Source organism: Desulfobacter postgatei 2ac9, assembly GCF_000233695.2.
Classification (GTDB): Bacteria; Desulfobacterota; Desulfobacteria; order Desulfobacterales; family Desulfobacteraceae; genus Desulfobacter; species Desulfobacter postgatei.
On the sequence record NZ_CM001488.1, the window covers coordinates 455,055 to 478,970 of the forward strand.

General features: G+C 49.3%; 17 protein-coding genes and 1 pseudogene. 13 read left to right on the forward strand and 5 right to left on the reverse strand.

Annotation, left to right across the window (positions count from 1 at the left end; translation table 11 throughout):
* Positions 1 to 4 precede the first annotated feature (4 nt).
* The 6 genes from DESPODRAFT_RS02160 to DESPODRAFT_RS02185 all read left to right on the forward strand — a co-directional run bounded on the left by DESPODRAFT_RS02160 (position 5) and on the right by DESPODRAFT_RS02185 (position 6,425).
* Entirely contained in the window at positions 5 to 1,294 is a 1,290-nt protein-coding gene (locus tag DESPODRAFT_RS02160; protein ID WP_004071038.1) for a phenylacetate--CoA ligase family protein, read from the forward strand.
* Between the two features lie 38 nt (positions 1,295 to 1,332).
* On the forward strand, positions 1,333 to 2,352 hold the full coding sequence (locus tag DESPODRAFT_RS02165; protein WP_004071040.1) for a TRAP transporter substrate-binding protein: 1,020 nt from the start codon (positions 1,333 to 1,335) through the stop codon (positions 2,350 to 2,352).
* 10 nt (positions 2,353 to 2,362) lie between these two features.
* A complete protein-coding gene (locus DESPODRAFT_RS02170; protein ID WP_004071042.1) occupies positions 2,363 to 2,848 on the forward strand; it encodes a TRAP transporter small permease in 486 nt (161 codons plus the stop codon).
* Positions 2,845 to 4,146 (forward strand): TRAP transporter large permease, encoded by a 1,302-nt coding sequence (locus DESPODRAFT_RS02175; protein ID WP_004071044.1) that lies wholly within the window; start codon positions 2,845 to 2,847, stop codon positions 4,144 to 4,146. Before DESPODRAFT_RS02170 ends, DESPODRAFT_RS02175 begins: the two co-directional genes overlap by 4 nt.
* Before the next feature lie 126 nt (positions 4,147 to 4,272).
* A complete protein-coding gene (locus DESPODRAFT_RS02180; RefSeq protein WP_004071046.1) occupies positions 4,273 to 5,118 on the forward strand; it encodes a hypothetical protein in 846 nt (281 codons plus the stop codon).
* A gap of 26 nt (positions 5,119 to 5,144) precedes the next feature.
* Positions 5,145 to 6,425 carry an aspartate aminotransferase family protein gene (locus DESPODRAFT_RS02185; RefSeq protein ID WP_004071048.1) on the forward strand — a complete coding sequence of 427 codons (1,281 nt, stop codon included), beginning with the start codon at positions 5,145 to 5,147 and terminating at the stop codon, positions 6,423 to 6,425.
* A gap of 89 nt (positions 6,426 to 6,514) precedes the next feature.
* Here the strand turns inward: DESPODRAFT_RS02185 and DESPODRAFT_RS19825 are convergent, their stop codons facing one another.
* Positions 6,515 to 6,781 (reverse strand): hypothetical protein, encoded by a 267-nt coding sequence (locus DESPODRAFT_RS19825; protein ID WP_157488392.1) that lies wholly within the window; start codon positions 6,779 to 6,781, stop codon positions 6,515 to 6,517.
* A gap of 45 nt (positions 6,782 to 6,826) precedes the next feature.
* Positions 6,827 to 7,114 (reverse strand): annotated as a pseudogene (locus DESPODRAFT_RS02195) (ArsC family (seleno)protein); the annotation flags it as partial.
* Between the two features lie 543 nt (positions 7,115 to 7,657).
* Between DESPODRAFT_RS02195 and istA the strand changes: the two are divergent.
* From istA to DESPODRAFT_RS02220, 3 genes are all read left to right on the forward strand, one after another.
* Complete coding sequence (gene istA, locus DESPODRAFT_RS02205; RefSeq protein ID WP_083843613.1) at positions 7,658 to 9,097, forward strand: IS21 family transposase; 1,440 nt, start codon at positions 7,658 to 7,660, stop codon at positions 9,095 to 9,097.
* Positions 9,094 to 9,849, forward strand: coding sequence for an IS21-like element helper ATPase IstB (gene istB / locus DESPODRAFT_RS02210; RefSeq protein ID WP_040015801.1), 756 nt, complete (start codon positions 9,094 to 9,096; stop codon positions 9,847 to 9,849). The genes istA and istB overlap by 4 nt, the downstream gene beginning before the upstream one ends.
* Positions 9,850 to 10,203: 354 nt before the next feature.
* On the forward strand, positions 10,204 to 10,383 hold the full coding sequence (locus tag DESPODRAFT_RS02220; RefSeq protein ID WP_004071059.1) for a hypothetical protein: 180 nt from the start codon (positions 10,204 to 10,206) through the stop codon (positions 10,381 to 10,383).
* 1,084 nt (positions 10,384 to 11,467) lie between these two features.
* On the opposite strand, the gene pap is transcribed toward DESPODRAFT_RS02220, so the two are convergent.
* The 3 genes from pap to DESPODRAFT_RS18510 form a co-directional block, all read right to left on the reverse strand.
* Positions 11,468 to 13,000 (reverse strand): polyphosphate:AMP phosphotransferase, encoded by a 1,533-nt coding sequence (gene pap, locus DESPODRAFT_RS02225; RefSeq protein ID WP_004071061.1) that lies wholly within the window; start codon positions 12,998 to 13,000, stop codon positions 11,468 to 11,470.
* Between the two features lie 467 nt (positions 13,001 to 13,467).
* Positions 13,468 to 13,827, reverse strand: coding sequence for a YajD family HNH nuclease (locus tag DESPODRAFT_RS02230; protein ID WP_004071062.1), 360 nt, complete (start codon positions 13,825 to 13,827; stop codon positions 13,468 to 13,470).
* A 202-nt stretch (positions 13,828 to 14,029) separates the two neighbouring features.
* Positions 14,030 to 15,070, reverse strand: coding sequence for a tetratricopeptide repeat protein (locus tag DESPODRAFT_RS18510; RefSeq protein WP_004071063.1), 1,041 nt, complete (start codon positions 15,068 to 15,070; stop codon positions 14,030 to 14,032).
* Between the two features lie 550 nt (positions 15,071 to 15,620).
* Here DESPODRAFT_RS18510 and DESPODRAFT_RS02240 point away from each other — a divergent pair.
* The 4 genes from DESPODRAFT_RS02240 to DESPODRAFT_RS02255 all read left to right on the forward strand — a co-directional run bounded on the left by DESPODRAFT_RS02240 (position 15,621) and on the right by DESPODRAFT_RS02255 (position 23,903).
* The gene (locus DESPODRAFT_RS02240) at positions 15,621 to 18,221 is read left to right on the forward strand and encodes a PEP/pyruvate-binding domain-containing protein (RefSeq protein WP_004071064.1); all 2,601 of its coding nucleotides are present in this window, start codon (positions 15,621 to 15,623) and stop codon (positions 18,219 to 18,221) included.
* A gap of 95 nt (positions 18,222 to 18,316) precedes the next feature.
* The gene (gdhA, locus tag DESPODRAFT_RS02245) at positions 18,317 to 19,666 is read left to right on the forward strand and encodes an NADP-specific glutamate dehydrogenase (protein WP_004071065.1); all 1,350 of its coding nucleotides are present in this window, start codon (positions 18,317 to 18,319) and stop codon (positions 19,664 to 19,666) included.
* Positions 19,667 to 19,753: 87 nt separating this feature from the next.
* Positions 19,754 to 20,704, forward strand: a complete 951-nt coding sequence (locus tag DESPODRAFT_RS02250) for a helix-turn-helix transcriptional regulator (RefSeq protein ID WP_004071066.1) — start codon at positions 19,754 to 19,756, stop codon at positions 20,702 to 20,704.
* A gap of 19 nt (positions 20,705 to 20,723) precedes the next feature.
* Entirely contained in the window at positions 20,724 to 23,903 is a 3,180-nt protein-coding gene (locus DESPODRAFT_RS02255) for an NAD-glutamate dehydrogenase domain-containing protein (RefSeq protein ID WP_004071067.1), read from the forward strand.
* The last annotated feature ends 13 nt before the right edge of the window (positions 23,904 to 23,916 follow it).

The window sequence follows — 23,916 nt, forward strand, 5'->3', positions numbered from 1 at the left end:
CTTAATGAGTTTTATCCCTTTAAACATAACCGGCGAACAGATCGCCGATATTCAGCAACAGGGTCTGAAATGGACCGTGGCCCACGCCTATAACAACAGCCCCTATTACAAAAAAAAGCTCGAAGCCGCAGGCTGCAGGCCCGAAGATGTCAAAACTCTTGATGATCTTGAAAACCTGCCTTTTACGGACAAGCATGACTTTCTTAAGGACTATCCTTTTCCCTTGCGGTCTGTGCCGATGTCCGACATTGTACGAATCCACGGATCTTCGGGAACCACGGGTAAAAGAAAAATTTTGTGCTACACAAAAGAGGATGTGGACAACTGGGCCAATATTTTTGCCCGGTGTTATGAGTTGGCCGGTGTCACCAAACTCGACCGGGTCCAGATTGCCGTAGGCTATGGGCTTTGGACTGCAGGTGTTGGTTTTCAGAACGGGTGCGAGCGTTTAGGCGCCATGGCTGTGCCTCTAGGTCCGGCTAATGTGGACATGCACATTGACATGCTGTTGGATCTTGAATCCACGGTCTTCTGCGCCACTGCTTCCATGGCCCTGCTCCTGTCCGAAGAGCTTGAAAAGCGCAAACTGACGGAAAAAATCAAATTAAAAACCATCATTTTAGGGGCCGAGCGCCACAGCGCGTCCATGCGCAAACGTATCCAGGAGATTACCGGGGCCAAACATATCCATGACATCTACGGCATGACCGAGCTTTACGGACCCGGCACCGGCCTTGACTGCACAGAGCATGCAGGTATCCATTACTGGGCCGACCATTTTATTTTTGAGGTGATTGACCCGGTAACCCTCAAGCCCCTACCCGTCGGGGAAGAAGGAGAGCTTGTGGTCACCACCCTGAAAAAACAGGGTACGCCTTTAATTCGCTACCGCACCCATGATGTCACCCGGCTGATTCCCGGGGCCTGCGCCTGCGGCAACCCCTTTCCCCGGCATGCCAGAATTTCCGGGCGTACAGATGACATGTTTATCTTCAGGGCGGTAAACATCTATCCCAGCCAGATTGATGATATTCTAAGCGGTATTGACGGGGTGGGCAGCGAGTACCAGATTCACCTGAACCAGGATGCCGACGGCAGGGATTATATGACCATCCGGGTGGAGCGCACCAATGATGCCGCCACAGGAGAAGAGAGCGGCCTGGCCGACCAGGTGTCCGGCCGGATTCGTAAAAAACTGCTGGTCAGATCCCGGGTTGAAATCGTGGATTACGGCACCCTGCCCCGGACTGAAAAAAAAAGCAAGCGGGTGTTTGATAACCGTCCATCTGAATAAATTTACTACTCCCTGCGGGGAAAGACAAAGGAGTTACAATGAAAAAAGCATCATTATTTTTCTGTGTTCTGGCAGCAATTGCGTTTGTTTCCGGAACAAGCCCTGTCCCGGCCCAGGCCAAAAAAGTGAGCCTGAACTATGCCAATTTTCCCCCAGCCCCCACCTTTCCCTGCGTACAGATGGAAAGATGGAAAACCGAAATTGAAAAACGTACCGACGGTGCCGTACAGATCAACACCTTTCCCGGCGGAACGCTTTTGGGTGCCAAAGAGATGATGGACGGGGTCATCAACGGCCAGGCCGACATCGGCTGTATCTGCATGGCTTATCAGCCCGGCCGCTTCACCGTGACCAATGCCACAAGTCTTCCCCTGAACATTCCCGACGCCAAGACCGGCAGCCTTGTGCTTTTAGATCTGTATAACAAATACCAGCCCGAGGCTTTTGACAAGGTAAAGGTGTTGACCATGTTTGTCACAGCCCCTGCCAATATCATGTCCAAAGCGCCGGTGGCCGAACTTTCCGACCTCAAGGGCCTTGATCTGCGTGCATCCGGTGGTGCGGCCCAGATTCTCAAAGCCTGGGGCGCCAACCAGGTGGGTATGCCCATGTCCGACACCCCCGAAGCCCTGCAGAAAGGTGTGGTCAAGGGACTGTTTTCCTCTTTGGAGGTGATGAAGGATCTTAAATTTGCTGAAATCTGCAAATACATCACCATCACCGACACCGTGATCTATCCTTTTGCCGTAATCATGAACAAAGGCAGCTGGGACAAGCTGCCCGACGATGTGAAACAGGTCATGGACGGCATGATCCAAGAGCAGTCTGCCTGGACCGGCGAATACATGGACCGGCATGTCAGTGATTCCATTGCCTGGTCAAAGAAAGAACACCAGGTGGAAGTGATTACGCTCTCTGCTGAGAAAAAGGCCGAGTGGAATGCGCGGCTTGCCCCCATTACGGAGAGCTGGATTAAAACAGCCCAAGAAAAAGGTCTGCCCGGAGACCGGATTGTAAAAGATATTAAAACGCTTATTGAAAAACACGCCGCAAAATAGCAATATACCCATGGAAACCATTGAAAAAATAAGTGACTTGCTTAACCGGTGGGCCGGGATCATTGCCGGGATCATTCTGGTCTTCATGATCCTTTTGACCATGGGCAATATTGTGCTGCGCAGGGTCGGGGTGCCCATCCGGGGCACCTATGAAATCATGGGATTTGCAGGGGCCGTGATCACGGCCCTTGCCATGGGCTTTACCCAGAAAAAAAGAGAGCATATCCATGTGGACATTTTGATAAGCCGGTTTCCGCGGGGGGTCAAAAAGGCCGTTTTTGCCGTGAACAACGGATTATGCACCCTCTTTTTTTTTGCCGCTGCGTGGTTTGTGGGCCGACGGGGCATGACCCTTTTTGAAACAGGAGAGGTATCGGAAACCCTTAGAATGGTATACTATCCCTTTGCTTTTGTCGTGGCATTCGGCTGCTTTCTGCTGGCTGCCATGCTGTTTATTGATCTGGTTAAACTGTTTATTCTAAAGGATTCCAAATGAGCCTGACCCTGGTGGGCATCCTCGGGATCGTCGGCCTGATGTTGCTGCTGTTCGTGTTCGGCATGCCCGTAAGCTTTGCCATGGCCCTGGTGGGTTTTGGCGGCTTTTCCTATATTCTCAACGTTAATGCGGGTGTAAACATGATCAGCCAGGAGTTCTGGGCGGTATTTTCCAATTACGGGCTCACCGTGATCCCTTTGTTTGTGTTCATGGGACAGATCGCTTTTTATTCCGGGGTCAACGATCGCCTTTATAAGGCGGCGTATAAATGGATAGGGCATATCCGGGGGGGCATTGCCATGGCCACCATCATGGCCTGCGCAGCCTTTGCCTCCATCTGCGGGTCGAACACGGCCACGGCGGCGACCATGACCACGGTGGCATTTCCCCAGATGTCCAATTTCAGGTATAAACCCATGCTCTCGTGCGGGTCGATTGCCTGCGGCTCCACCCTTGGGGTTGTGATCCCGCCCTCCGTGGTGCTTATCATCATCGGCCTTTCCACGGAACAGTCCATTGCCCGGCTTTTTTACGGTGGCATCGGGGCCGGCATTCTTTTGTGTCTGTTGATGCTGCTCACGGTCTATGTGGTCTGCCGTCTGAATCCCGAATGGGGCCCGGCCGGTCCAAAGTCGGGTTTTGGCGAACGCATCCGGTCTCTTTCCGGTGCCATTGAGATGTTGATTCTGTTTTTCCTGATCATGACCGGGTTGTACGCCGGATATTTCACACCGTCAGAGGCCGGCGGGGCAGGGGCCTTTTTTGCTCTGGTTATCAGCCTTGTCCAGCGGACACTCTCCTGGGAAAATTTCAAAAAGGCTATCATGGATACCTTGCGGGTCTCCTGCATGGTCATCATGCTTATCACAGGGGCCATGATCCTGGGTAAATTTTTAACGATTACCCGCATTCCATTTAACATGGCCTCGTGGGTGGCGGATCTGAACGTTCCCGATCCCGTGATCCTGGCTGTAATTTTCGGTATGTACGCCATTGGCGGTGCCATCATGGATGCCCTGGCCCTTTTGCTGATCACCATCCCCATCTTTTTCCCAGTGGCCTCTCAGATCGGCTGCGACCCCATCTGGTTTGCCGTTCTCATTACCGTGGTTACAACCCTTGGCGCGGTTACACCCCCTGTGGGTGCCACTACTTATGTGGTGGCGGGCATGGCCAAGGGCAGTACTTTAAATGAAGTATTTAAGGGTGTTACATTTTTTCTTCCGGCCTATCTGGTTTGTATTGTTCTACTTATGATGTGTCCCTGGATTATTACCTTTCTGCCGGGACTGTTGTAATAGTTGAATATTTTATGCTTTGGTTGACAAAAGGGGGTGCCTATCCTTAAAATTGATGGTCGGATGAGTTTGGCGATAAAAAAAAATTTGATACAAAAAAAACTTTGGAAATGGAGGATTTAAAACATGGCGTTACGAATAAACACACTTCTTCTGGTAATTTTTACAGGCCTTTGGATTCTGGCCGCTGACTGTGCTTTTGCCCAGTCTTTAAAGCCCACTTTGGAAAAGGCCTGGAATGACTATCTTCAGGCCAGCAGGTCAGGAAATGAATCGGAACTTGAAAAGACAATGTCTTCCTTCAGCCTTTGCAGCTTAAAAAACAAATTGGCTTCGGCACAACGGTCGTTAACGCCTGAAATCATAAAAGGTTTTGCAAAATACAGCCCGGATATATCCAAAATGGAATTTGCCGGGGTGCTTGAAAAAGGGGACAATGCAAGTCTTGTCTATGTCAGGGATTCAGGGAAAAAAGACGCCTCCGGAAACCCCATGGCGACCTTCAGCGCCATTAAATTTGTCAAGGAGTCAGGATGGAAAGTGGACGCCACCATGAATTGCGACAAGCCAATGTATCAGAATGATGGCCGGAAAACAGGATTTTATCTGTCAGATCTGCGACAGGAGTGTGCCATGGACGGGAATGTAAAACCGCCCCCGGCCCTAGTTTCAAAGCCGTATTCATCCGCTCTGCTTGATGTATTCAGCTATGGTTACCAGGCTCAGGTTACGGTCAACGGGGTCCCCCAGGAGCCGGTCACCGCGAGTTGGTCCGGGGTCGTGATCGGTGGTCTTCGTAAAAACGAAAACAACATCACCATTAAGATGACAAAAGTGGACACAGACAAGCAGAGCGTTCCTAAGATAAGAATCCGTCAGCTTCTTAAAAATCGCACAACACGAGAAGTGTTAAAATTTGAGCCCCGGAAAAATATTGAAGGCGTCCACACGTTTACCGTTTCAGTCATATAGGTTTCCGGTAATGAAGGTGAGTTCCCATGACAAGTATGAGGAAAATACATAATTACAGGGGGTTCTCCACGGAATCAGACAATTCCATCTTTAAGCTGGAAAACAACTTCGGCGCCCATCACTATACCAGGATAAATCTGGTGATCAGACGCGCCGAAGGCTGCTGGCTCACCGACGATAAGGGAAACAAATACCTGGACTGCCTGGCCGCCTACTCGGCTGCCAACCCGGGGCACCATCATCCCACGATTACCAATGCCCTGATCAACGCGCTGACCGGCAATTATGCATCGGTTATCTCCAACGTGGTTTTCACTGACCCTTTGGGCATATTTCTTTCCGAATGTGCCTCCTTTGCCCCTCAGCTTGGCCCCAGATTCGGTGCGCACGGCAACAAGGTCCTGGCCAAAAACGGTGGTGTGGAATCGGTTGAAACATCAATAAAAGCCATGCGCTACTATGGATTCAAACAAAAAGGAATTGAAGACGGCAAGCAGGAAATCATTGTGTTTGACAGAAATTTCCATGGCCGTACCCTTTCTGTGGTCTCCTTTTCTTCCAACAAAAAATACCGTGAAGGATTCGGTCCTTTAACACCGGGCTTTGTCTCTGTGCCCTTTGGGGATCTGGACGCGGTTGAAAAAGCGGTCACCCCCAACACCTGCGGTATTCTTGTGGAACCCCTTCAGGGTGAAGGCGGTATGATTATCCCGCCCAGGGGTTTTCTCAAAGGATTGAGGGCCCTGGCTGATGAAAAAGACCTGTTCCTGGTCTGTGACGAAATCCAGGTAGGATTGGGTCGTGCCGGCAAACGGTTTTGCTTTGAGCACGAAAGCATTGTGCCCGACGGCTTAATTCTGGGCAAGGCCCTTTCCGGGGGACTGGTGCCCTTGTCCGTCTTCATGACCAACGCCGAAATTATGGATATGATTTTTTCCAAGGGGTCTGACGGTTCCACATTCGGTGGCTACCCCCTGGCCTGTGTGGCCGGTATCGCAGCCCTGAAGGTATTTCAGGAAGAAAAACTGGATGAACAGTCCGCACAAAAGGGTGCCCGTTTAAAGAAACGCATTGAAGATATCGGCAAACGTTCTCCCTATGTCAAAGAGGTGCGGGGGTTGGGTCTTTTCATCGGCATTGAAGTTAAAGACAACAATGCCATGGAGTTCTGCCGCAAACTGATGAAGGAAGGAGTTGTTGTGAATGACAGCCACGGTCACACCATTCGTATTTCTCCGCCCCTGGTCATCAATGACGAGGAGATGGATTTCATGGTGGAACGTCTGGAGCGGGTTTTGGTTCCATAGGTGTTCGGAATACGTTCCGTATCTGGAACGTATTCCCATTAAAGGAATTAAAGGGCAGGCGGATCAAGCGATCCGCCTGCCCTTTTCGTTTACATACAGGATCTACCAGCATCTGGCAGCGTGATTGCGTTGCCGGCCGCCACAATACCCGTCACCCCGGCCGTATGTCTGTCCGCCCATGGGAATGAAATGTTGTACGGCTGTGCCTTGGCTCTCAGCTCACTCTGGGTCTTGCTGATATTTTCGGACAGGGCCCTGGCTCTCTTGGGATCAGGGTTTGTTCCTGCCGTCAATCCACTCAGTTCAGCCCGGTCGGCAGAGATTAAAAATATTGACGTGCGTGTGATTGTGGCCACCAACAAAGATCTGGAAAAAAATGCAGGCCGGGCCCTTTTTATACGTTAATCCATAACCCTTTGATACATTTCATCATTGTAACCAATCATTAGCATCTTATCGATTTCTATGGTTGGTGCTCGAAGATTACCTGACCTGCCTATTGCCGATTTCAATATCTCTTCACGATTTGTTTCATCCGGTGAAAAAGTCAGTACCTTCTTGCCCTTCCCAATATGAACGATGTCATACTGTTTGATTCTCTCCCAAGCTGATTCCAGATCAATTCCTTCCTTCCCGGCATCCGTCACCTGTCCTACCTCAATCTGATTATCGTCAAAAAACTTTTGAGCTTTTTTGCATGATACTCAGCCTTTTCTGAAATATGCCCACCCCACTGTCATGACAATCTCCCTCCAATCTATTCAAAGCGGTGATAATGGTTCCTGATAGAAATTTCGAGGACACCTTATTTATTGGCAGAAATTAAAGCATTTGTTTAAATTTATACCATTGCACGGATCAGTGCAGTGGCTCCGACTTTCCCTCATCACATTACACAAACAGGGAATAGACGGCAACAGACATTTTTCAGCGATCAGGAGTTCGAAGCCTATCTGAACCTTGATGTCGGAATGGTCCTGATCACCGCCCCGGTCTTGCAAAATATCCTGATGATTGGAAATGGAGCAGTGTCGGGGCACACATATGGATAAAAAGGATGAGATTCTTGTCAAAACAAGCCCTGCTGATCAGCGTCAATTATAATTCCCGCCGAACGACAATTAAAATTCCCGAAATTTAAAGAATCAAAAAAATGGTAAAAGCATCCAAATTTTACTGAAGGAGTGATTTGGATGGTAACAAACCAACAAGTGAGGAGGTTGTTCAAGTTGATTCAATCTGAGAAGGATTTCGGGATCGCAGCAATGAAAGCAGGTATGGATGAGAAGACGGCTCGAAAGTACCGTGAAATTGGTAAATTACCAAGCGAGCTTCAACAGGAGCACGACTGGCGTACACGTAAAGATCCGTTTGAAGAGGCATGGGATAGTATCAAAGAAATGTTATCAATAAATCCGGGGTTGGAAGCCAAAACCATTTTTGAGGATATGCAGCGCAAACAGCCCGGCCGATTTGCCGATGGTCAATTAAGGACTCTGCAGCGACGGATCAAGCATTGGCGGGCCACAGAAGGTCCAGGCAAAGAAATATTCTTTGCACAAATACATAAACCAGGCGAACTATGCCAGTCTGACTTCACGCATATGGATAAGCTGGGTGTCACCATAGGCGGCGTTCCCTTTGATCACATGATCTATCATTTTGTTTTAACCTTTTCTAACTGGGAAACCGGGAGCATATGTTTTTCTGAAAGTTTTGAAAGCCTGAGCCATGGCCTGCAAAATGCCTTATGGAACTTGGGCGGTGTTCCCCATCGTCACCGTACAGATTGTTTGGCGACGGCTGTTAACAAGGAGACCCATCCGGAAGAGTTCACCCGCAGGTATCAGGATCTTATGGACCATTACGGTCTGACACCTTGCAAAACGAACCCATCCAGTCCCAATGAAAATGGTGATGTGGAGCAGCGCAATTATCGATTTAAAAAGGCTGTTGACCAGTCCCTTCTGTTAAAAGGCCACCGGAATTTTAAAGACCGGGAGGAATATGAGTGTTTTCTGTCCAAACTGTTTGGCCAACTGAATGCCGGGCGAAAAGACCGCCTATCAAAAGAACTTGAAATTTTGCATCGGCTACCCAAAACCCGAATCGACTCATGTAAAAAATTGGATCTCAAAGTCGGTCCCGGCTGTACCATACGAGTTAATCACAACGTATACTCAGTGAACAGCAGGCTTATAGGAGAAAAAATACAGGTCCGCCTTTACATGGAATACCTGGAAATCTGGTACGGGCAAAAAAAGGTCGATACCTTGCCGCGGTTACGGGGGGAAGGGAAGTACAAAGTCAATTACCGGCATATCATTGACAGTTTGGTCAGAAAACCGGGGGCGTTTGAAAATTATCGATATCGTAATGACATGTTCCCCACCAGCCGTTTTCGGATCGCGTATGATTACTTAAAAGAGCGCTATACCGTTCAAAGCGCTGCGTCAAGATATCTGAAGATTCTATACCTTGCCGCAAAAGACAGTGAAGTGGCTGTAGACAATGCCTTGACGATTTTAATTAATGAAGGCCATGAGATCAGCAAAGATGCGGTCCAGCGGCTTATGAAATCTAATGCCCCTGTTGCCGGGCCGGATGATATCCATATCCCGGCCATTGATTTAAGCAGTTATGACCAACTTCTCAAAATGGTGGAGGCATGATGAGCGACAGAGACCAGATTGTAAACCATCTTAAAAGTCTGCACATGCCGACCATGCGCCGCAGCTATGAAGAAATGGCAGATCAGGCCCGGGCTGAGTCATGGGGGTATGAGCACTATCTTTTGCAGTTGCTGAATCTTGAATGTGAAGGGCGCTGGCAAAACCGGATAGCACGGAACCTGAGGGCATCCAGGCTGCCACCCTCGAAAACCTTTGAGAATTTTGATAAAAAGCGTCTTCCCATAAAGGTCGCTAATCATTTGAATGTACTGATCGACGGCTCTTTTTTAAATCAATCTGAAAACATTTTGGCCTTTGGAAATCCTGGAAGCGGGAAAACCCATCTGTTATGTGCCATTGGTCATGAATTGATTGCACAAGGAAAACAGGTCCTTTTCATCCCATGCAGCCATCTTGTCCAGGATCTGCTGATCGCCAAAAGGGAACTTGAGTTGACAAAAAAGCTCAAAAGTCTTTCCAGATTTGATGCCGTGATTATCGATGATATCGGATATGTCCAGCAAAGCCGGGAAGAGATGGAAGTTCTGTTCACCTTCCTGGCAGATCGGTATGAACAAGGCAGCCTGATGATCACCAGCAATCTTCCCTTTTCTAAATGGGAACAGATTTTTAAGGACCCTATGACAACTGCTGCGGCTATTGACAGGCTTGTTCACCACAGCATTATCTTCGAATTGAATGTTGAAAGCTATCGTATGGAGCAGGCCAAAAAGGAGGCAGAATCATGTTAGTGCATGAAATGAATACTCCGTATACCCGGGAAGAGATCGTAGAAATTGTCAAAATGATACGGCTACATTTATACAATAATGGGCTTCATTGTGGTGCCCGTGTTATCAGGGAGGACATGGAAGATGAGAATGTCCAGCCATTACCTTCTTTAAGCACTATTGGGCGTATCTTGTCACGCCATGGCTTAACACATGGCAGAACCGGATTTTATAACAATCCCGTTTAAAAATAGGCGGATAATAAATAGTCATTTTTTTTTATGCGAAAATCACCTGTATTTTTTGTAAAGCGTAATACATTTATCTATGGTTCTTTCATAGCAGAGCTTTCGGGTGTTTTTTAAAGGAGACTGTATGCGTGGCGGATATAGAGGAAAACCAAAACCCAAATTGCCGACACATCTAAAGCGGGTTCCTGTAAATGCACGAATCCAGCAGTGGATGCTTGATGAACTCAAAAGAAGAGGTGAGGTTGGGATAGTTTTGGAATATATACTGATTGAAGCGGGTTTTAAGTACCAACCAGAAAAATGAAGAAAGGCCCAATGCCTCCGGCGGCCCTACGGAGTATTTGTTTCGCGCTAGGGCGCGAGGATTTTACGCATTAAAGACAAAAACATGGGGGGGGAAGGACAGCATACAGTAAAGTGCATACTGCCCCCCATGTCTTCGTCACCAGTCACGGCGCTCGGGGTGCTTCCCAGCAGTTGCCCTATCCTCCGGGCTGGGGTGGGGGATATTATCAATGTTACAAAAAATAGCAAGGGAATAATGGAAAACAAATACAAAATAAACAGGTTATAAAGAATGGGGAACGGGAATTTTAATTGTCGTTGAGGGAAAAAAATAATTGTCGTTGATCACCCTGCTTGAGATTGTCAATATCCCCTGGAGAGAGTTTTTATTTTCTGATATTCATAAATCTGAAATTGAATTATTCAGAAAACATGAACGGACCGACTGACCGTTCAAACGACTTTTGTAAAATATTTGGAAGCTATTTTAGACAGGCGGCTGAGGCGCAAAAAAAACTGGTCGAAAGAACAATGAGTAAGGTGTCCGTATGCCGTAACAACTGTAGTTCTAACAGGTTAAAGTCCTGAAGGAGGAATTATCCGTACGCCTTCTTAGCACCGGGAAGCAGCGTCTGGGTAACCAGGGGTTGTAAGTTTCTTATGGGCAAAGATGCAGGCCGTAACGAAAGTGAACCTATATGTAGCCTCGTCAACTAATTGAAGATGCCGACCTTTTGGACATCAAGGGAAGGCCGTAGTGCCTGGGAGTAGAAAACGCAAATCCTTTCAGGTGATCTTCCGGGGTAGCAGGGATGGCATGTGTCGGAAGAATTGCAGTGCAGTGCGGGAGACCCAATGCGGTTACGGTGAAGGGCCGTTAACTGATGGATATAAGGATATCCGAAATTCCATGGCTGTATTGGGAGTCGGAGGGGTTCATAGTACCGATTGAGGCTGAGGGACAACATAACCCCGGCCATGGAAAACCAGGTCATGCGGTAACCGTATTTATAATGGCCCGCACCCCGGAGTACGACGATATAAATGCCGGGCGTTTTAGGGCCGGGCTAAATATGAATAATTTTAACCTCTTCTCTTTTTTCTCATTTTTTTTTCTTTGGCTTTTCCAGATAATCGACGCCTTCCTCGTAAAGGTCCTTGAGCTTGGCCTCAATTGCTGTACACAATGTCTTGAGTACTTTGATACGGGCAAAATATTTATCATTGGCCTCTATCAGGGTCCATGGGGCATAATCTGTGCTGGTCCTGTCCACCATATCCGTAACCGCCAGTTCGTACTGTTCCCATTTTTTTCGATTACGCCAGTCTTCTTCCGTGATTTTGAACCGCTTGAAGCCGGTTTGCTCTCTGGTATGAAATCTTTCCAGCTGCTCTTCTTGAGTGATAGCCAACCAGAACTTGACCACCACCATGCGATGGCGGGTGATCTGTAACTCAAACTCGTTGATTTCATTGTAGGCCCGCATCCAGTCAGCCTCCGAACAGAATTGCTCCACCCGTTCCACCAGTACTCGGCCATACCAGGAGCGGTCAAATATAGTTACGCGGCCTTTACGGGGCAGATGCCGCCAGAATCTCCAGAGATAGGGCTGCTCTCTTTCTTCCTCTGTCGGTGCGGCAATGGGGATAACCTGATACCCGCGTGCATCAAGCGCCCCTGTGATACGACGTATGGCCCCTCCCTTTCCTGCGGCGTCATTTCCCTCGAACACGGCTATGACCGAGGTGTATTTAAACTTTGGATCCCTGATCAGCAGGTTCAGTTTTCTCTGGTATTTTATCAACTTTTCCCGGTACTCCTCCTTCGTTAGGGATTGCGTCATATCTAATGTTTTCAGCACGTTGACATTATCAATGGACGGCATAAGAGGAGGCGAGAGGATTTCCGGAGAAGGCTGAGCATCCCTGTCCAATCGTTCCCGAATCGCGGTAAGGATAAGCTTGCCGACGGTTAAGTTGCGGTAGCGGGCATCCGATCCTTCAATGATAAGCCAGGGCGCTTCAGCGGTTGAGGTCTGACGAATAACCTTTTCGTGAACTTCACGAAACTTGTCGTAGTTCTTGAAATGCTTCCAGTCACGCTTAGTGACCTTCCAACGGGTCAATGGGTCTTTCTCAAGCGATTGCAGTCGTTTTTTCTGCTCTTCCCTGGAAAGATGAAACCAGAATTTAATGACCAGTGCACCCTCATTTACCAACATCTTTTCTAACTTTATTGCCCGGCCCATGCTCTGTTCCAGATCCGCATCATTTGTTCTGCCATAGGCCCTGTTCAGAATCGGCCATGTGTACCATGACCCCAGGAAAACACCAATTTTACCTTTTGGCGGCAGGGCTCTCCAGAACCGCCACATCATAGGTCGATCCAGTTCCTCGTCCGTGGGGTCGCCCATGCCGTGAGTTTGAATAAAGCGCGGATCCATCCATTCGTTCAACAGATTCACTGTGGCCCCGCGCCCTGCACCGTCCAATCCGCCGACCAGGATAATTACTGGAAAAGAGGATGATTCGTTCAATTCCAACTGCACGTTGAGAAGTTCTTCACGCAGGGCAGGCTCTTCTTTTTTGTATTCTGATTTTGGTATCTTATGTCCCAATTCGGCAGATTCAAACATAAAGTCCTTCATTTAGGTCAGTTGAATTTCATTTATCTCATGGAAAGCTCTAAGTCGCATTCGTCATTTCAGTTTTAGGTCTGTGGGGCCGTCATCATTGTCAAACCATTTAATTTCAACCGAAAATAGAATACAAAATCTTGATAATTTCTTTTATGGTCAATAGTTTTTTATTCAATTTTTGGGCCTGCTGAAATTGACCGGAATGCTTTAGACACCCCAGGTTAAACGTATACAAATTTAAAAGGGTTTGCAAGTCTTAGCGCTTGTTGGGTGGGGAAAAATTTGAACAAAGCTCACACCTAATGATTCGGGGGAGAGCGAATTTTCAAAATTCCCCAGAGATGATACAATTTTTTGTGTGAAATGGTTCATGGCCCCTGATTTTTCCCTCGCATAAAATGACCGACCCGGGAACGTGTCCGGTAATATCTACAGTCATCCCAATCCCCAGGCAGACAGTAAAATTACAATTTGCCTTTGAGCATGTCGCCAAGCCCGGCAAAAGGATTGGTGGTGCCCCAGGAGTCTGAGGTGCTCCCGGCCACTTCATCGGAATAGGCATCGGCGACCTGGTCCCGGCAATGTTCGTTGTCGTGGCAATAGATACACAGTAATTCCCAGTTGCTCCCATCAGGCGGGTTGTTGTCGTGGTTATGGTCTTTATGGTGAATAGTGAGTTCCTTGACTCGTTTGCCTTCAAACTCACGGCCACAATGGGCACAGACCCAGGGGAACATCTTAAGTGCACGCTCCCTGTAACCGGCCTGTCGGGACTGTTGCTCTTCCAATACTTTCTGAATATGGTTTTCTTTTTTGTTTGCCATATAATCTACTCCTGTTTTTTTAATTGGTGCTTGAAGGAAAATTGCCACCCCCCTTTCGTTGATAATGACAATTTTGATTTAAAAAATAATCTCAGGTCTCCCGTTAAATTGTTCGCAACTATTATTTTACCACATATACAGAACGTGCGAGAGACCAGTATAATTTTCACCATCCCATGCTTAAACGGTTGGATAATAATCTCTATTGAGCGTCAGAATCAATTTTATCCGTTATTGAATTGATTTTTGAAGACTGCGAACTATTTAATATATTTTTTACCCAACTATATCTATCAGGATCATTCTTATACAAAAATTTAGCCAAATCCTTACGTTTAGATTTGTCGGATCGCATCAAGATACTGCGGAGATCATCATCTATTAATTTTTGAGGAGCACCAAGCTTTCTGGCCTTTTCATACCATGATTGTCCTTCTTCATATTTGCCAAGCTCCATATTGACAGCTCCTAAAAGAGTACAAGGTCGAAAATTATTTGGTGTAAGAATATGGGCTTGATTTCCAAAAGACAAAGCTTCATCAAATTCTTTTAAATCTCTTTTCACTCCTCCGAAAGTCGTTTTGAACGCGGAGTTTACTTTTTTTGTTTTTAAAATTGTATCATTGATCTTCTCCAAAAACGTGTTTGCTTTTTTTGATTGACCGCACTTTCGAAAGTGGCTGCTTGCATTTATTGCATCCCAAGGGTTTTTCGTTTTTTTGAATTCCATTGAAAAAAAATCTGCTTCATTTTTATGATATTTTTCTCGAAGTCTATGAGTGTAGTACCCATAGTAGTTCCCTTTCCGAGCTATCATAAGCCATATGATTTCCTTTTGATCAAGTCTTGAACCCTGGTCTACTTTTTCAATGATGGTTTTCAATTTTTGGTAATCAGCCTTCTCGACTGATGACACAGGCAAATCATACTTTTGAAATAATCTTTTGACTAATGTTCGTTTTCTATTTTTTTCAGCCTTTATTGTTTCTTGCTTAACCCTTTTTTTTTGTTCAGATCGGGCATTTTCCAAATATTCATCAAATGAAAGTTGTTTACAAGCATATCTTAATAGACTCTTGAGTTTAGCCTTTTCTAAATATTCTTTTGTTATTTCAGGTATAAAATCCGGAGCCAATTCTAAGCGGCGAATTAGGTTAGAAAGGAAAGTTCCAGGTTTTGAGGAATCAGTCAAATCTTCAAGACAGTATTTAACTGCTAATGCTTTTAATTGGTTTTTATCCATTTTATGTCTATAAATCCTTAGTTATCGTGCTTGCACCATGCCCTTAAAATCTGTGTGTTCTCCAGGAACATTGGAGCTTAAACATTCCCTGTAGAAAATTGCAACAGTCAATTTTATGCCCTGTTAAATTGCCTTTTCCCTGATTTAAAGAATCATGAGCCATGCTATTTGCAGCTCGCAGGTATCGGTGAAGGCTATGGCATAACGGTATTGGAAAGCTTCCATGGGTACGAATCATACTGAACCGGGTAGTGACTGTTTGATTTTTTTTGCTCCTTTTTCAGGCTGGGAGGCTGCCTGAGCAGCCGATTCAGTCCCTTTCAGCAAAACCTCGTATGCTTTCCAAGATCGCCGTTCGGCCTGGCTTTAGACCGGTTTGCTTTGCCTGCAAAACCTTACAACCACTATTATTTTATACGCATTTTTATATGATTTTTATCGCGTTGTTTTATTTTTGATATTCAAATAAACACTTTTAATATAAACCAAATGCAAAACATCGCATTTTTATCGTGGTTAGGGTTTTTAAATGGGCCGAAGCGAATAGAAAATGGATAAAATTACCGAAAAAATAAAAGTCAGACCTGAAAATTCACACTCCCCTGGTATTCAGGTCAGGAGTATTCTATTTGTTTCCGCGCCTTACCAATTGCCGGGACTCAAAGCGGATATTCACCCATCCCCCTGGAAGATCACCTACGCTGTTTCCATGGAAGAGGCTGCCGCACTGCTCGGCAAGGCAGATTTTAACCTCGTTTTCATTGAAATGCAGACTCTGGATCACAAAACAGAGATCACGATACAGCACCTCAAGGGACTTTGCCCCGGCCTGCCGGTCATTCTTCTGGCGCCACCGGGCCACTGCAAAAACCGGTCTTTGGAACGGGATGCGGATCACATCTTTATCTGGTCCGGGACACCTGAGGTTTTCCATGCCATGGTCCGCTTCATTGAGGACCAGCGCTGCAAGGATACCACCCGCCGTGCAGTTCTACTGGTGGAGGACAGCCTTGAATACGCCTCGTTTTTCCTTCCCGCGGTATACAAAGGCATAGATACGGCTTTTCCGGGGGCCAGGCCTCCCAGGCTTGTCCTGGCCGGGTCTCATGAAACAGCCATGGCCCGGTTCCGTGAATTGGGAAACCGCCTTGAATGTGTCCTTTCCGATACCCGGCTTCCCTGGCAGGGAAGAGAAGCGTCCGGGGCCGGGATTGACATCCTGTCAACCATTCACAGGGAAATGCCCGAACTTCCCATTATGCTCATGAGTGCGGAATCTGCAAACAAAACAAGGGCGGAAAGCATCCCGGCGCCTTTTTTGGATAAAAATGCCAAACATCTGGGCCCCAACCTCCATGAGTTTTTCCGCAGCCTGACAGCGAACCGCCCGGTTGGGGGGCGAAACACCCTTCCCAAAGACCCGTATCCTGTGCAAACATGCCCTGCCGGGTTTACCAGAATCGGAAACGGATCCATCGGTGGTAAGGCCAGGGGCCTGGCCTTTCTGGCCCAGACCCTTAACCGCCGTCCCGACCTTGTAGCTGTCTATTCGGAAATGACCGTCAACATCCCTGATTCTCTGATCCTCTGCACAGACATTTTTGAGGATTTTGTCCGTGACAACGGATTGGCAAGATTTACCGGCCGCCCCCTGGCGGATCTGGTCCAGGCATTCATTGACGCCCCTTTGACCGGGGAGGTGCTCGGGCATTTGCAAACCTATCTGGCCGGTACGTGTGCCCCTCTGGCAGTTCGCTCCTCCAGCCTTCTGGAAGATGCCGTGACCCATCCCTGCGCCGGGTTGTACAAAACTTACATGATCCCCAACAACCATGCCGACCCTGATCTCCGGTTGTCCCATCTTGCGACCGCAGTCAAGCTGGTCTATGCCTCTGCATACTATAAAAATGCGAGGGCTTTTATACGCAGCACAACGACTCACCCCTTCAGGGACAGTATGGCCGTTATGATCCAGGAAACAGCCGGCAGCCGGCACGGAGATTTTTTCTACCCGGCCATTTCGGGCACGGCCCATTCCTTGAATTTTTACCCTGCGGCCAATGCCAAAGCCGATGAGGGTGTCTTGAACCTGGCACTGGGTTTAGGCCATACCCTGGCCCAGGGGGAGCAGAGTTTCAGGGTTTTCCCCAAGCATCCCCAGGCCACGCCCCAATTTTCCGGAACCCGTGATTTTCTGGAAAAAACACAAAATCGTTTTTATGCACTCAGAATGACAGGCTACCCCGAGACCCTGTGCTTCGGGATTTGTTCCAACCTGGAACGTCGGGATCTGTCCCAGGCTTTAAATGAGGCCCCGGTCAAAACCCTGGCCTCCACCTATATGCCTTTAGAGGACCGAATTCGAGATACTTGGTACTGTCGAGGCCCTAAAGTGATCACTTTTGCCCAGGTTCTGAAATACGGGGCCCCGCCCCTTACCGCCCTGGTGAACGATCTCATGACAGCTTTGGCTCATGCTGCCGGCGGCCCAATAGAGCTGGAGTTTACCGCCGACCTCCCGGACAGATCAGGCGGACCCTGGAAAATTTCCCTGCTCCAGGTCCGGCCCATGTCAAGTCCACGGGACACCAGCCTGATCACCAGAGCAGATCTTGACGAAGCCGTCTGCGTCTCCACCTCGGCTCTGGGAAACGGCACCCTGGACACCATCCGGGACATCATCTATGTCAACCCGGAAGTTTTTGAGGGGGGTAAGACCCCGGATATGGCACAGCAGATCAGCCGCATTAATGCGGAACTGGCCAAAACCAACCGCCGGTTTCTGCTGGCCGGTCCGGGGCGATGGGGGTCATCGGATCCTTGGCTGGGCATCCCTGTGGACTGGCAGCAGATCTCCGGTGCCGGTGCCATCGTGGAAATCCGGGACGGCACCATCCATGCCGATGCCTCATGGGGCTCCCATTTTTTTAACACCATCACTGCCCACGGTGTTCCCTATATCACCGTGAATTCGGGAACTTGCGACCGCATCGACTTGGAAAACCTGGCCGGCTGCCGCACTGTCCGGGATGAGGGATTCATCCGTCACATGCGCTTGAATCGTCCCCTGCTGATTAAAATCGATGGAAAACATTCCCGCGGTGTCATCATTGACGCCGGAAAAGCAGACAATGACATACAGGATCAATGAGTTCCCCCTCCGCTGATTTTTTTACGGATAATACCTAACAATTCGATCTCATTAATTCAATTTACAATACTCACATTTCAAAGGAAAGGTAGACCATGTCAGAAGAACTGAATAAAATCATTGCCAAAGACCCCGATCAGAAAGAGTTCCACCAGGCCGTCCGGGAAGTGCTCGAAAGCGTACAGCCCGTGCTGGACCGGAACATCGAATACCGCAAAGCCAAAATTATAGAGCGCCTGGCCGAGCCTGAACGGGTGGTTATGTTCCGGGTGCCCTGGATGGACGACACCGGAACAGTCCAGATTAACCGCGGTTACCGCATCGGAATGAATTCGGCTATCGGTCCCTACAAGGGCGGGCTGCGTTTCCACCCTTCGGTGAATTTGTCCATACTCAAATTTCTGGCTTTTGAGCAGGTTTTTAAAAATGCCCTGACCACCCTGCCAATAGGCGGCGGCAAAGGCGGGTCAGACTTTGACCCCAAAGGAAAATCCGACAATGAAGTCATGCGCTTCTGCCAGTCTTTCATGTCCGAACTTTACCGCCACATCGGCCCCAACACCGACGTACCCGCCGGGGATATCGGCGTGGGCGGCAGGGAAATCGGTTATCTTTTCGGACAGTATAAACGACTGACCAATGAATTCTCATCGGTGCTCACCGGCAAGGGCCTGGACTGGGGCGGCAGCCTCATCCGGCCCGAAGCCACGGGCTACGGTGCGGTCTACTTTGCAGCTGAAATGCTGGCCACCCGCAATGGCAGCATGGAAGGCAAAACCTGTCTGGTTTCCGGCTCCGGTAACGTGGCCCAGTACACCGTGGAAAAAATTCTGGACCTGGGGGGGAAAGTTGTGACCCTGTCGGACTCCTCCGGGTTCATCTACGACGAAACAGGTATTGACCGGGAAAAACTGGCCTGGGTCATGGAGTTGAAAGAGGTCAGGCGGGGTCGAATCAAGGAATACGCGGAAAAATATCCGGAAGCGGTATACACTGAAACAGATGCTGCCCTGGATTACAATCCCTTGTGGAACATCAAGGCCGACTGCGCCTTCCCCTCTGCGACCCAGAACGAAATTAACGCCAAGGATGGGCGTAACCTCATTGAAAACGGGGTCTTTTTAATCTCCGAAGGGGCCAACATGCCATCTACCCCGGAAGCAGTCGACCTTTTTGTGGAACGCAAAATTCTCTATGCCCCCGGTAAAGCGGCCAATGCCGGCGGAGTGGCCGTGTCCGGCCTGGAGATGTCACAAAACGCCGTACGTCGGGCCTGGACCCGGGAAAAGGTGGACCGGCGCCTGCATGCCATCATGCAATCCATTCATAAATCCTGCGTGGACGCCTGTGACGAATACGGCGAGAAGGGCAACTACGTGGCCGGGGCCAACATTGCCGGTTTTACAAAAGTGGTCAACGCCATGCTGGATCAGGGTCTTGTATAGCCCTTAAATTCCTGGTATATCACAATTTATATCAGTATCAGCCGCCCTGTCAGTATCGGGCGGCTGGAAAAATTTAGGAGGGAGGAAGTGGGGCATACTGTGGAGCAGCCAGATATCGAAAGCCTGGTCCGCCGCAACCGGGAGCTTGAACAATTGGAGCAGGAGCACCGGCGCATGGAGTTAATCTTCAAGCAGCAGGCCCATAATCTCCAGGAACGTATGAAGGAAATCAACTGCCTGTACGGTATTTCCAAGATCCTGGAACAGACCGGCCTCTCCCTGGAAGAGACCTTCCAGAAAGTGGTCAATATCATTCCTCCCTCCTGGCAGTACCCGGAGATCACATGCGCCCAGCTCCTCATCAATGACCAGAGTTTCCGAACCAAAAATTACAAAAACACCTTTTGGAAACAGCAGACCGAAATCATTGCCTACGGTGAACCCATGGGCATCCTTACGGTCTGTTACCTGGAAAAGCGCCCCGACCTTGACGAAGGCGCATTTCTGGCCGAAGAACGGTCGCTGATCAATGCTATAGCCGAACATCTCGGCCGGACGATAGAGCGGAAAATGGCGGAAAACGAACTGCGGGAATCCCGGCGCAAGCTCAAGGAACAGAACCAGCAGCTCAAGGAAAAAAATATTGCCTTGCGGGAAGTGATGAGCCAACTGCGTGAGGAAAAAGCCGATCTGGAAGAACGGGTTCTGGCCAATGTGGAAAATCTGCTGCTGCCCCTGGTCAAAAAAATGGGAGACCGGGGATCGCACTTGGATAAAGAATACCTGCGACTGCTGGAAGAAAACATCGCCCAGCTGACCTCTTCCTTTGGTTCCAAAATCGGTCACTTCAACCAACGCCTCACGCCCAGGGAAAGCGAAATCTGCAATATGATCCGCGCCGGCCTGGGCTCCAAGGAGATTGGAAAAATGCTCAACATCTCCTACCGCAGTGTGGAAACCTATAGAAACCACATCCGCAAAAAGTTGGGCATCACCAATAAAAAAATTAACCTGACATCTTACCTGTCCGGCCTGTAATCCGCATGGAGGAACACCCATGGGCAACCTGCTGCCCGACATCAGCCACTCCCCCCATATTATTGACCGCGCCGACGCACTCAACCTCAGCATCAGGATTCTCTACGAGGCGGTCATTGATCTTTCCGCCCAGGGTCTGATTACGGCCCATTGCATCAATATGGCCGCAGGTATCCTGCTCAATGATTTGGGGCTCCCCAGCTATTTTTTCGAAAATATCACCAAGGACTCCCTCAAGCAGATCCTATCCTCCATTGCCTCCAGTATCGCCGTCCAGGATGGCCGGGTCGTCCTGGTGGGACGGGTAGCCCACATCGACTTTGACCTGGGGCAGGGCAGTGAGGTCCAGCGGGTCCGCATCGCCACCCGGGAAACCCGGGACGCTATGGAAAAACTTATGGAAAACATGATATCCGGCCATCGCAGGGAATATTACTACAGCCTGGAAAATGAATACTACACCTATATTTTCCGGCCGGAGACGGTAAACGATTTCACCAAACATGAGTTTAAGGCATCTCCCTTTCTTTTCAACCTTGCCGGAGATTACACCGCAACCCCGGAATCCACCCGCATGCGGTATGAAGACTTTCTAAGGGATTGCAAGATATCGGTGACGCCCCTGGTGGAAGCCTTCAATCTGCCGGCCACTGCGGAAACCCGGATCATGTTCAACTCGGATTTCGCCACCCCCCAAATCCCAATTTTCCGGCAGTTACTCAAAGACCACGGCTTCAGCCTCATGCGGGCCTATTGGGAACCCTATTGGGGCGGCACCGATGTTCCCACGTCTATCTGCTCCATATATATCCGGGGAGAACTTTCACGGACCCAGGAAAATAAATTGATTCGGGACATTCAGGATTTTTTGGCCTTTGATGTGGGCCCTGTCACTAAACTTTATGTGGAAGGAAAGCTGACCTACAAGGAAATGCTTTTTGCCGGCAATGCAATTGATTTTGCACGGATATTCATCTTCTCGGAAAGCAAGGCCCAAAGTGATTCTGCCATTATGTCCCGCCTGGATGACAGGGCCTGTGAAGAGGCTTTTGCCGCCCGGATCCACGAGGCCGCCCGCGCCGCCTTTGACATCCGAACCATTGAGGCCGCTGTTACGGCCCACCCCGGCCTGCTTAAAGCCTTATATGAATTATTTGCCCTTCGTTTTGATCCGACCACGGCCTCGCTTCGGTCGATAGCGGATTTCACAAAACAACTTGAGACGTTCCATCAAATGTGCCGGAGCCGCCTCACAGAACACCCCACAGCGCTGCAGGTCTTCCGGTTCATGACAAAGCTTGTGACCAACTGCCAAAAGACCAATTTTTATACCCCGGGTAAACGGGCTTACAGCTTTCGCCTGGACAGCGGTATCCTGGACCCCCTGGTATATAATCGGCCTGTTTACGGGATTTTTTTTATCAACGGCCACTATGCTGCAGGCATCCACATGCGGTCTGCCGACATTGCCCGGGGCGGTCTGCGCCTGGTAACAGGTGGGGCTGCGGCCCACGAAAGGCAGATCGAAAATGCGGCTCTGCTCAGCTTTATCCTGGGGCCCCGGGACCGGCGGCTTAAGCATAAGGACATCTGCGAGGACGGCGCTGCAGGTGTAATCGTTCTCCATCCAATCTACTGTGAATATTCCAGGGATGCAGTGTTGGATTTCATCGAAGGTATCCTGGATATCACCCTCCCCAATGAACATGTAATGGATTATTACGGCCGCCCTGAAATACTTTTTTTCGAACCGGATCGGGGCACGGCAGGTCTCATGTATACCGTGGCCCTCCGGGCAAAGGAGCGGGGCTATCCCCACTGGCGGACCATTGCCACCGAAAAGGGCTGCGGTATCCTCCACGATAATTACGGTCTTCTGGACAACGGCAAGCTGTTCGCGCTGCTTCCGGCCGGGAACGGCCTCAGCGACCTGCAAGTCGATGGAAAGTCCCAGCTGGTCACCAAAGATCTGGAGAGAGTTAGGAAAAATATCAGTGGGAAAATTAAAACCCTGGGCATGACCACCACGGCTATGATGGCGGCATTCCGCACCCTGATCCACCACCATGATATCCGGGAAAAAGATCTTAATCTTATGGTCATCGGCGGACCCGGCGGCCGGTTGGCGGGAAATGAACTGATCTGCTGCCGGAGCCGGATTTGCCTGGCCATAGACAACGAAGGTGTCCTCTTTGATCCCACCGGCCTGGATCCAGGTGAATTGGAAAAATTGGTCTTAGCCGCCCGTACCGGCATCGCCGCGGGCACTATGGCCTTTCCTGCGGACATGCTATCCCCGGAGGGATTCAAGGTACCGGCGACGGCTGCGCGCATCTTTCTGCCCGACGGTACCGTGATCGAAGACAGTGCCCTTTTCCACCGGGCCTTTTTCTTTGATCCGGCAATGAGAGCCTACATTCGCAGGGCCGGCATCCGGGCCTGTCTGCCCTGCGGCGGATTCAAAGGTGGGGTCACCGGAAGAACCGTCACATCCTTTCTGAAAAATTTCAAGGAACTTGAATTCATCGTGGAAGGTGCCGGCCTTTTTTTCGACAACGACGCCCGGCGGTATATTGCGACAAACACCTGCATCCGTCACCTCAAGGATAGTACTGCCAACAAGGGCGGCCTATTCTCCTCAGTCATGGCCGAAGTCCTCCCGGGTTTCCTTCTTGGGGACCAATACGAGGGCGCCATACTTGAAGATTCTAAAGTGTGCGGTGCCCTGATTCGAGAGATTATAGGTCTTGTTGAAACCCATGCGGCAGCGGAAACAAAGATAATAATCAGCCGCAGTAAAGCAGACCCGTCCATTCCGCTTTTTGCCCAATCGGACAAGGCAGGGGAAGAGATCCTGGCCCTTCAGGAAACATTGCGAACCAGACTCAACACCATATTAAAGCAGAAAACCCTGGTCTGGAAAATATTGGCGGCATATATCCCCGAGACGTTGGTCAAACTAATCGGGAAAAAGCGGATCACAGATATCCTCAATACCGATCCCATGCAGGAATACCGGAACGCCATCATCACCAAAAAACTGGCGGCCACGGCCTTTTACCGGTTCGGCCTGGAATGGGAGAATTTTACGGCAAAGCTGGAAAAAGACTTTATAGGCACCGTGACAGATCTGGCAGCGCCTCTCTCTCATCAGAGCGCATGGCCGGTTTCAGCTGTGTCGCCCGGAGCGTTGCCGTAGTTGCCTTGGAGCA

What these genes read in the sequence shown, in the direction of transcription:
- DESPODRAFT_RS02185 (WP_004071048.1), top strand. Translation starts at nt 5,145, where the DNA reads ATGACAAGTATGAGGAAAATACATAATTACAGGGGGTTCTCCACGGAA.
- DESPODRAFT_RS02220 (WP_004071059.1), top strand. Translation starts at nt 10,204, where the DNA reads ATGCGTGGCGGATATAGAGGAAAACCAAAACCCAAATTGCCGACACAT.
- DESPODRAFT_RS02170 (WP_004071042.1), top strand. Translation starts at nt 2,363, where the DNA reads ATGGAAACCATTGAAAAAATAAGTGACTTGCTTAACCGGTGGGCCGGG.
- DESPODRAFT_RS02230 (WP_004071062.1), bottom strand. Translation starts at nt 13,827, where the DNA reads ATGGCAAACAAAAAAGAAAACCATATTCAGAAAGTATTGGAAGAGCAA.
- DESPODRAFT_RS18510 (WP_004071063.1), bottom strand. Translation starts at nt 15,070, where the DNA reads ATGGATAAAAACCAATTAAAAGCATTAGCAGTTAAATACTGTCTTGAA.
- DESPODRAFT_RS02165 (WP_004071040.1), top strand. Translation starts at nt 1,333, where the DNA reads ATGAAAAAAGCATCATTATTTTTCTGTGTTCTGGCAGCAATTGCGTTT.
- DESPODRAFT_RS02175 (WP_004071044.1), top strand. Translation starts at nt 2,845, where the DNA reads ATGAGCCTGACCCTGGTGGGCATCCTCGGGATCGTCGGCCTGATGTTG.
- DESPODRAFT_RS02160 (WP_004071038.1), top strand. Translation starts at nt 5, where the DNA reads ATGAGTTTTATCCCTTTAAACATAACCGGCGAACAGATCGCCGATATT.
- DESPODRAFT_RS02255 (WP_004071067.1), top strand. Translation starts at nt 20,724, where the DNA reads ATGGGCAACCTGCTGCCCGACATCAGCCACTCCCCCCATATTATTGAC.
- DESPODRAFT_RS02180 (WP_004071046.1), top strand. Translation starts at nt 4,273, where the DNA reads ATGGCGTTACGAATAAACACACTTCTTCTGGTAATTTTTACAGGCCTT.
- gdhA (WP_004071065.1), top strand. Translation starts at nt 18,317, where the DNA reads ATGTCAGAAGAACTGAATAAAATCATTGCCAAAGACCCCGATCAGAAA.
- istB (WP_040015801.1), top strand. Translation starts at nt 9,094, where the DNA reads ATGATGAGCGACAGAGACCAGATTGTAAACCATCTTAAAAGTCTGCAC.
- DESPODRAFT_RS02240 (WP_004071064.1), top strand. Translation starts at nt 15,621, where the DNA reads ATGGATAAAATTACCGAAAAAATAAAAGTCAGACCTGAAAATTCACAC.
- pap (WP_004071061.1), bottom strand. Translation starts at nt 13,000, where the DNA reads ATGTTTGAATCTGCCGAATTGGGACATAAGATACCAAAATCAGAATAC.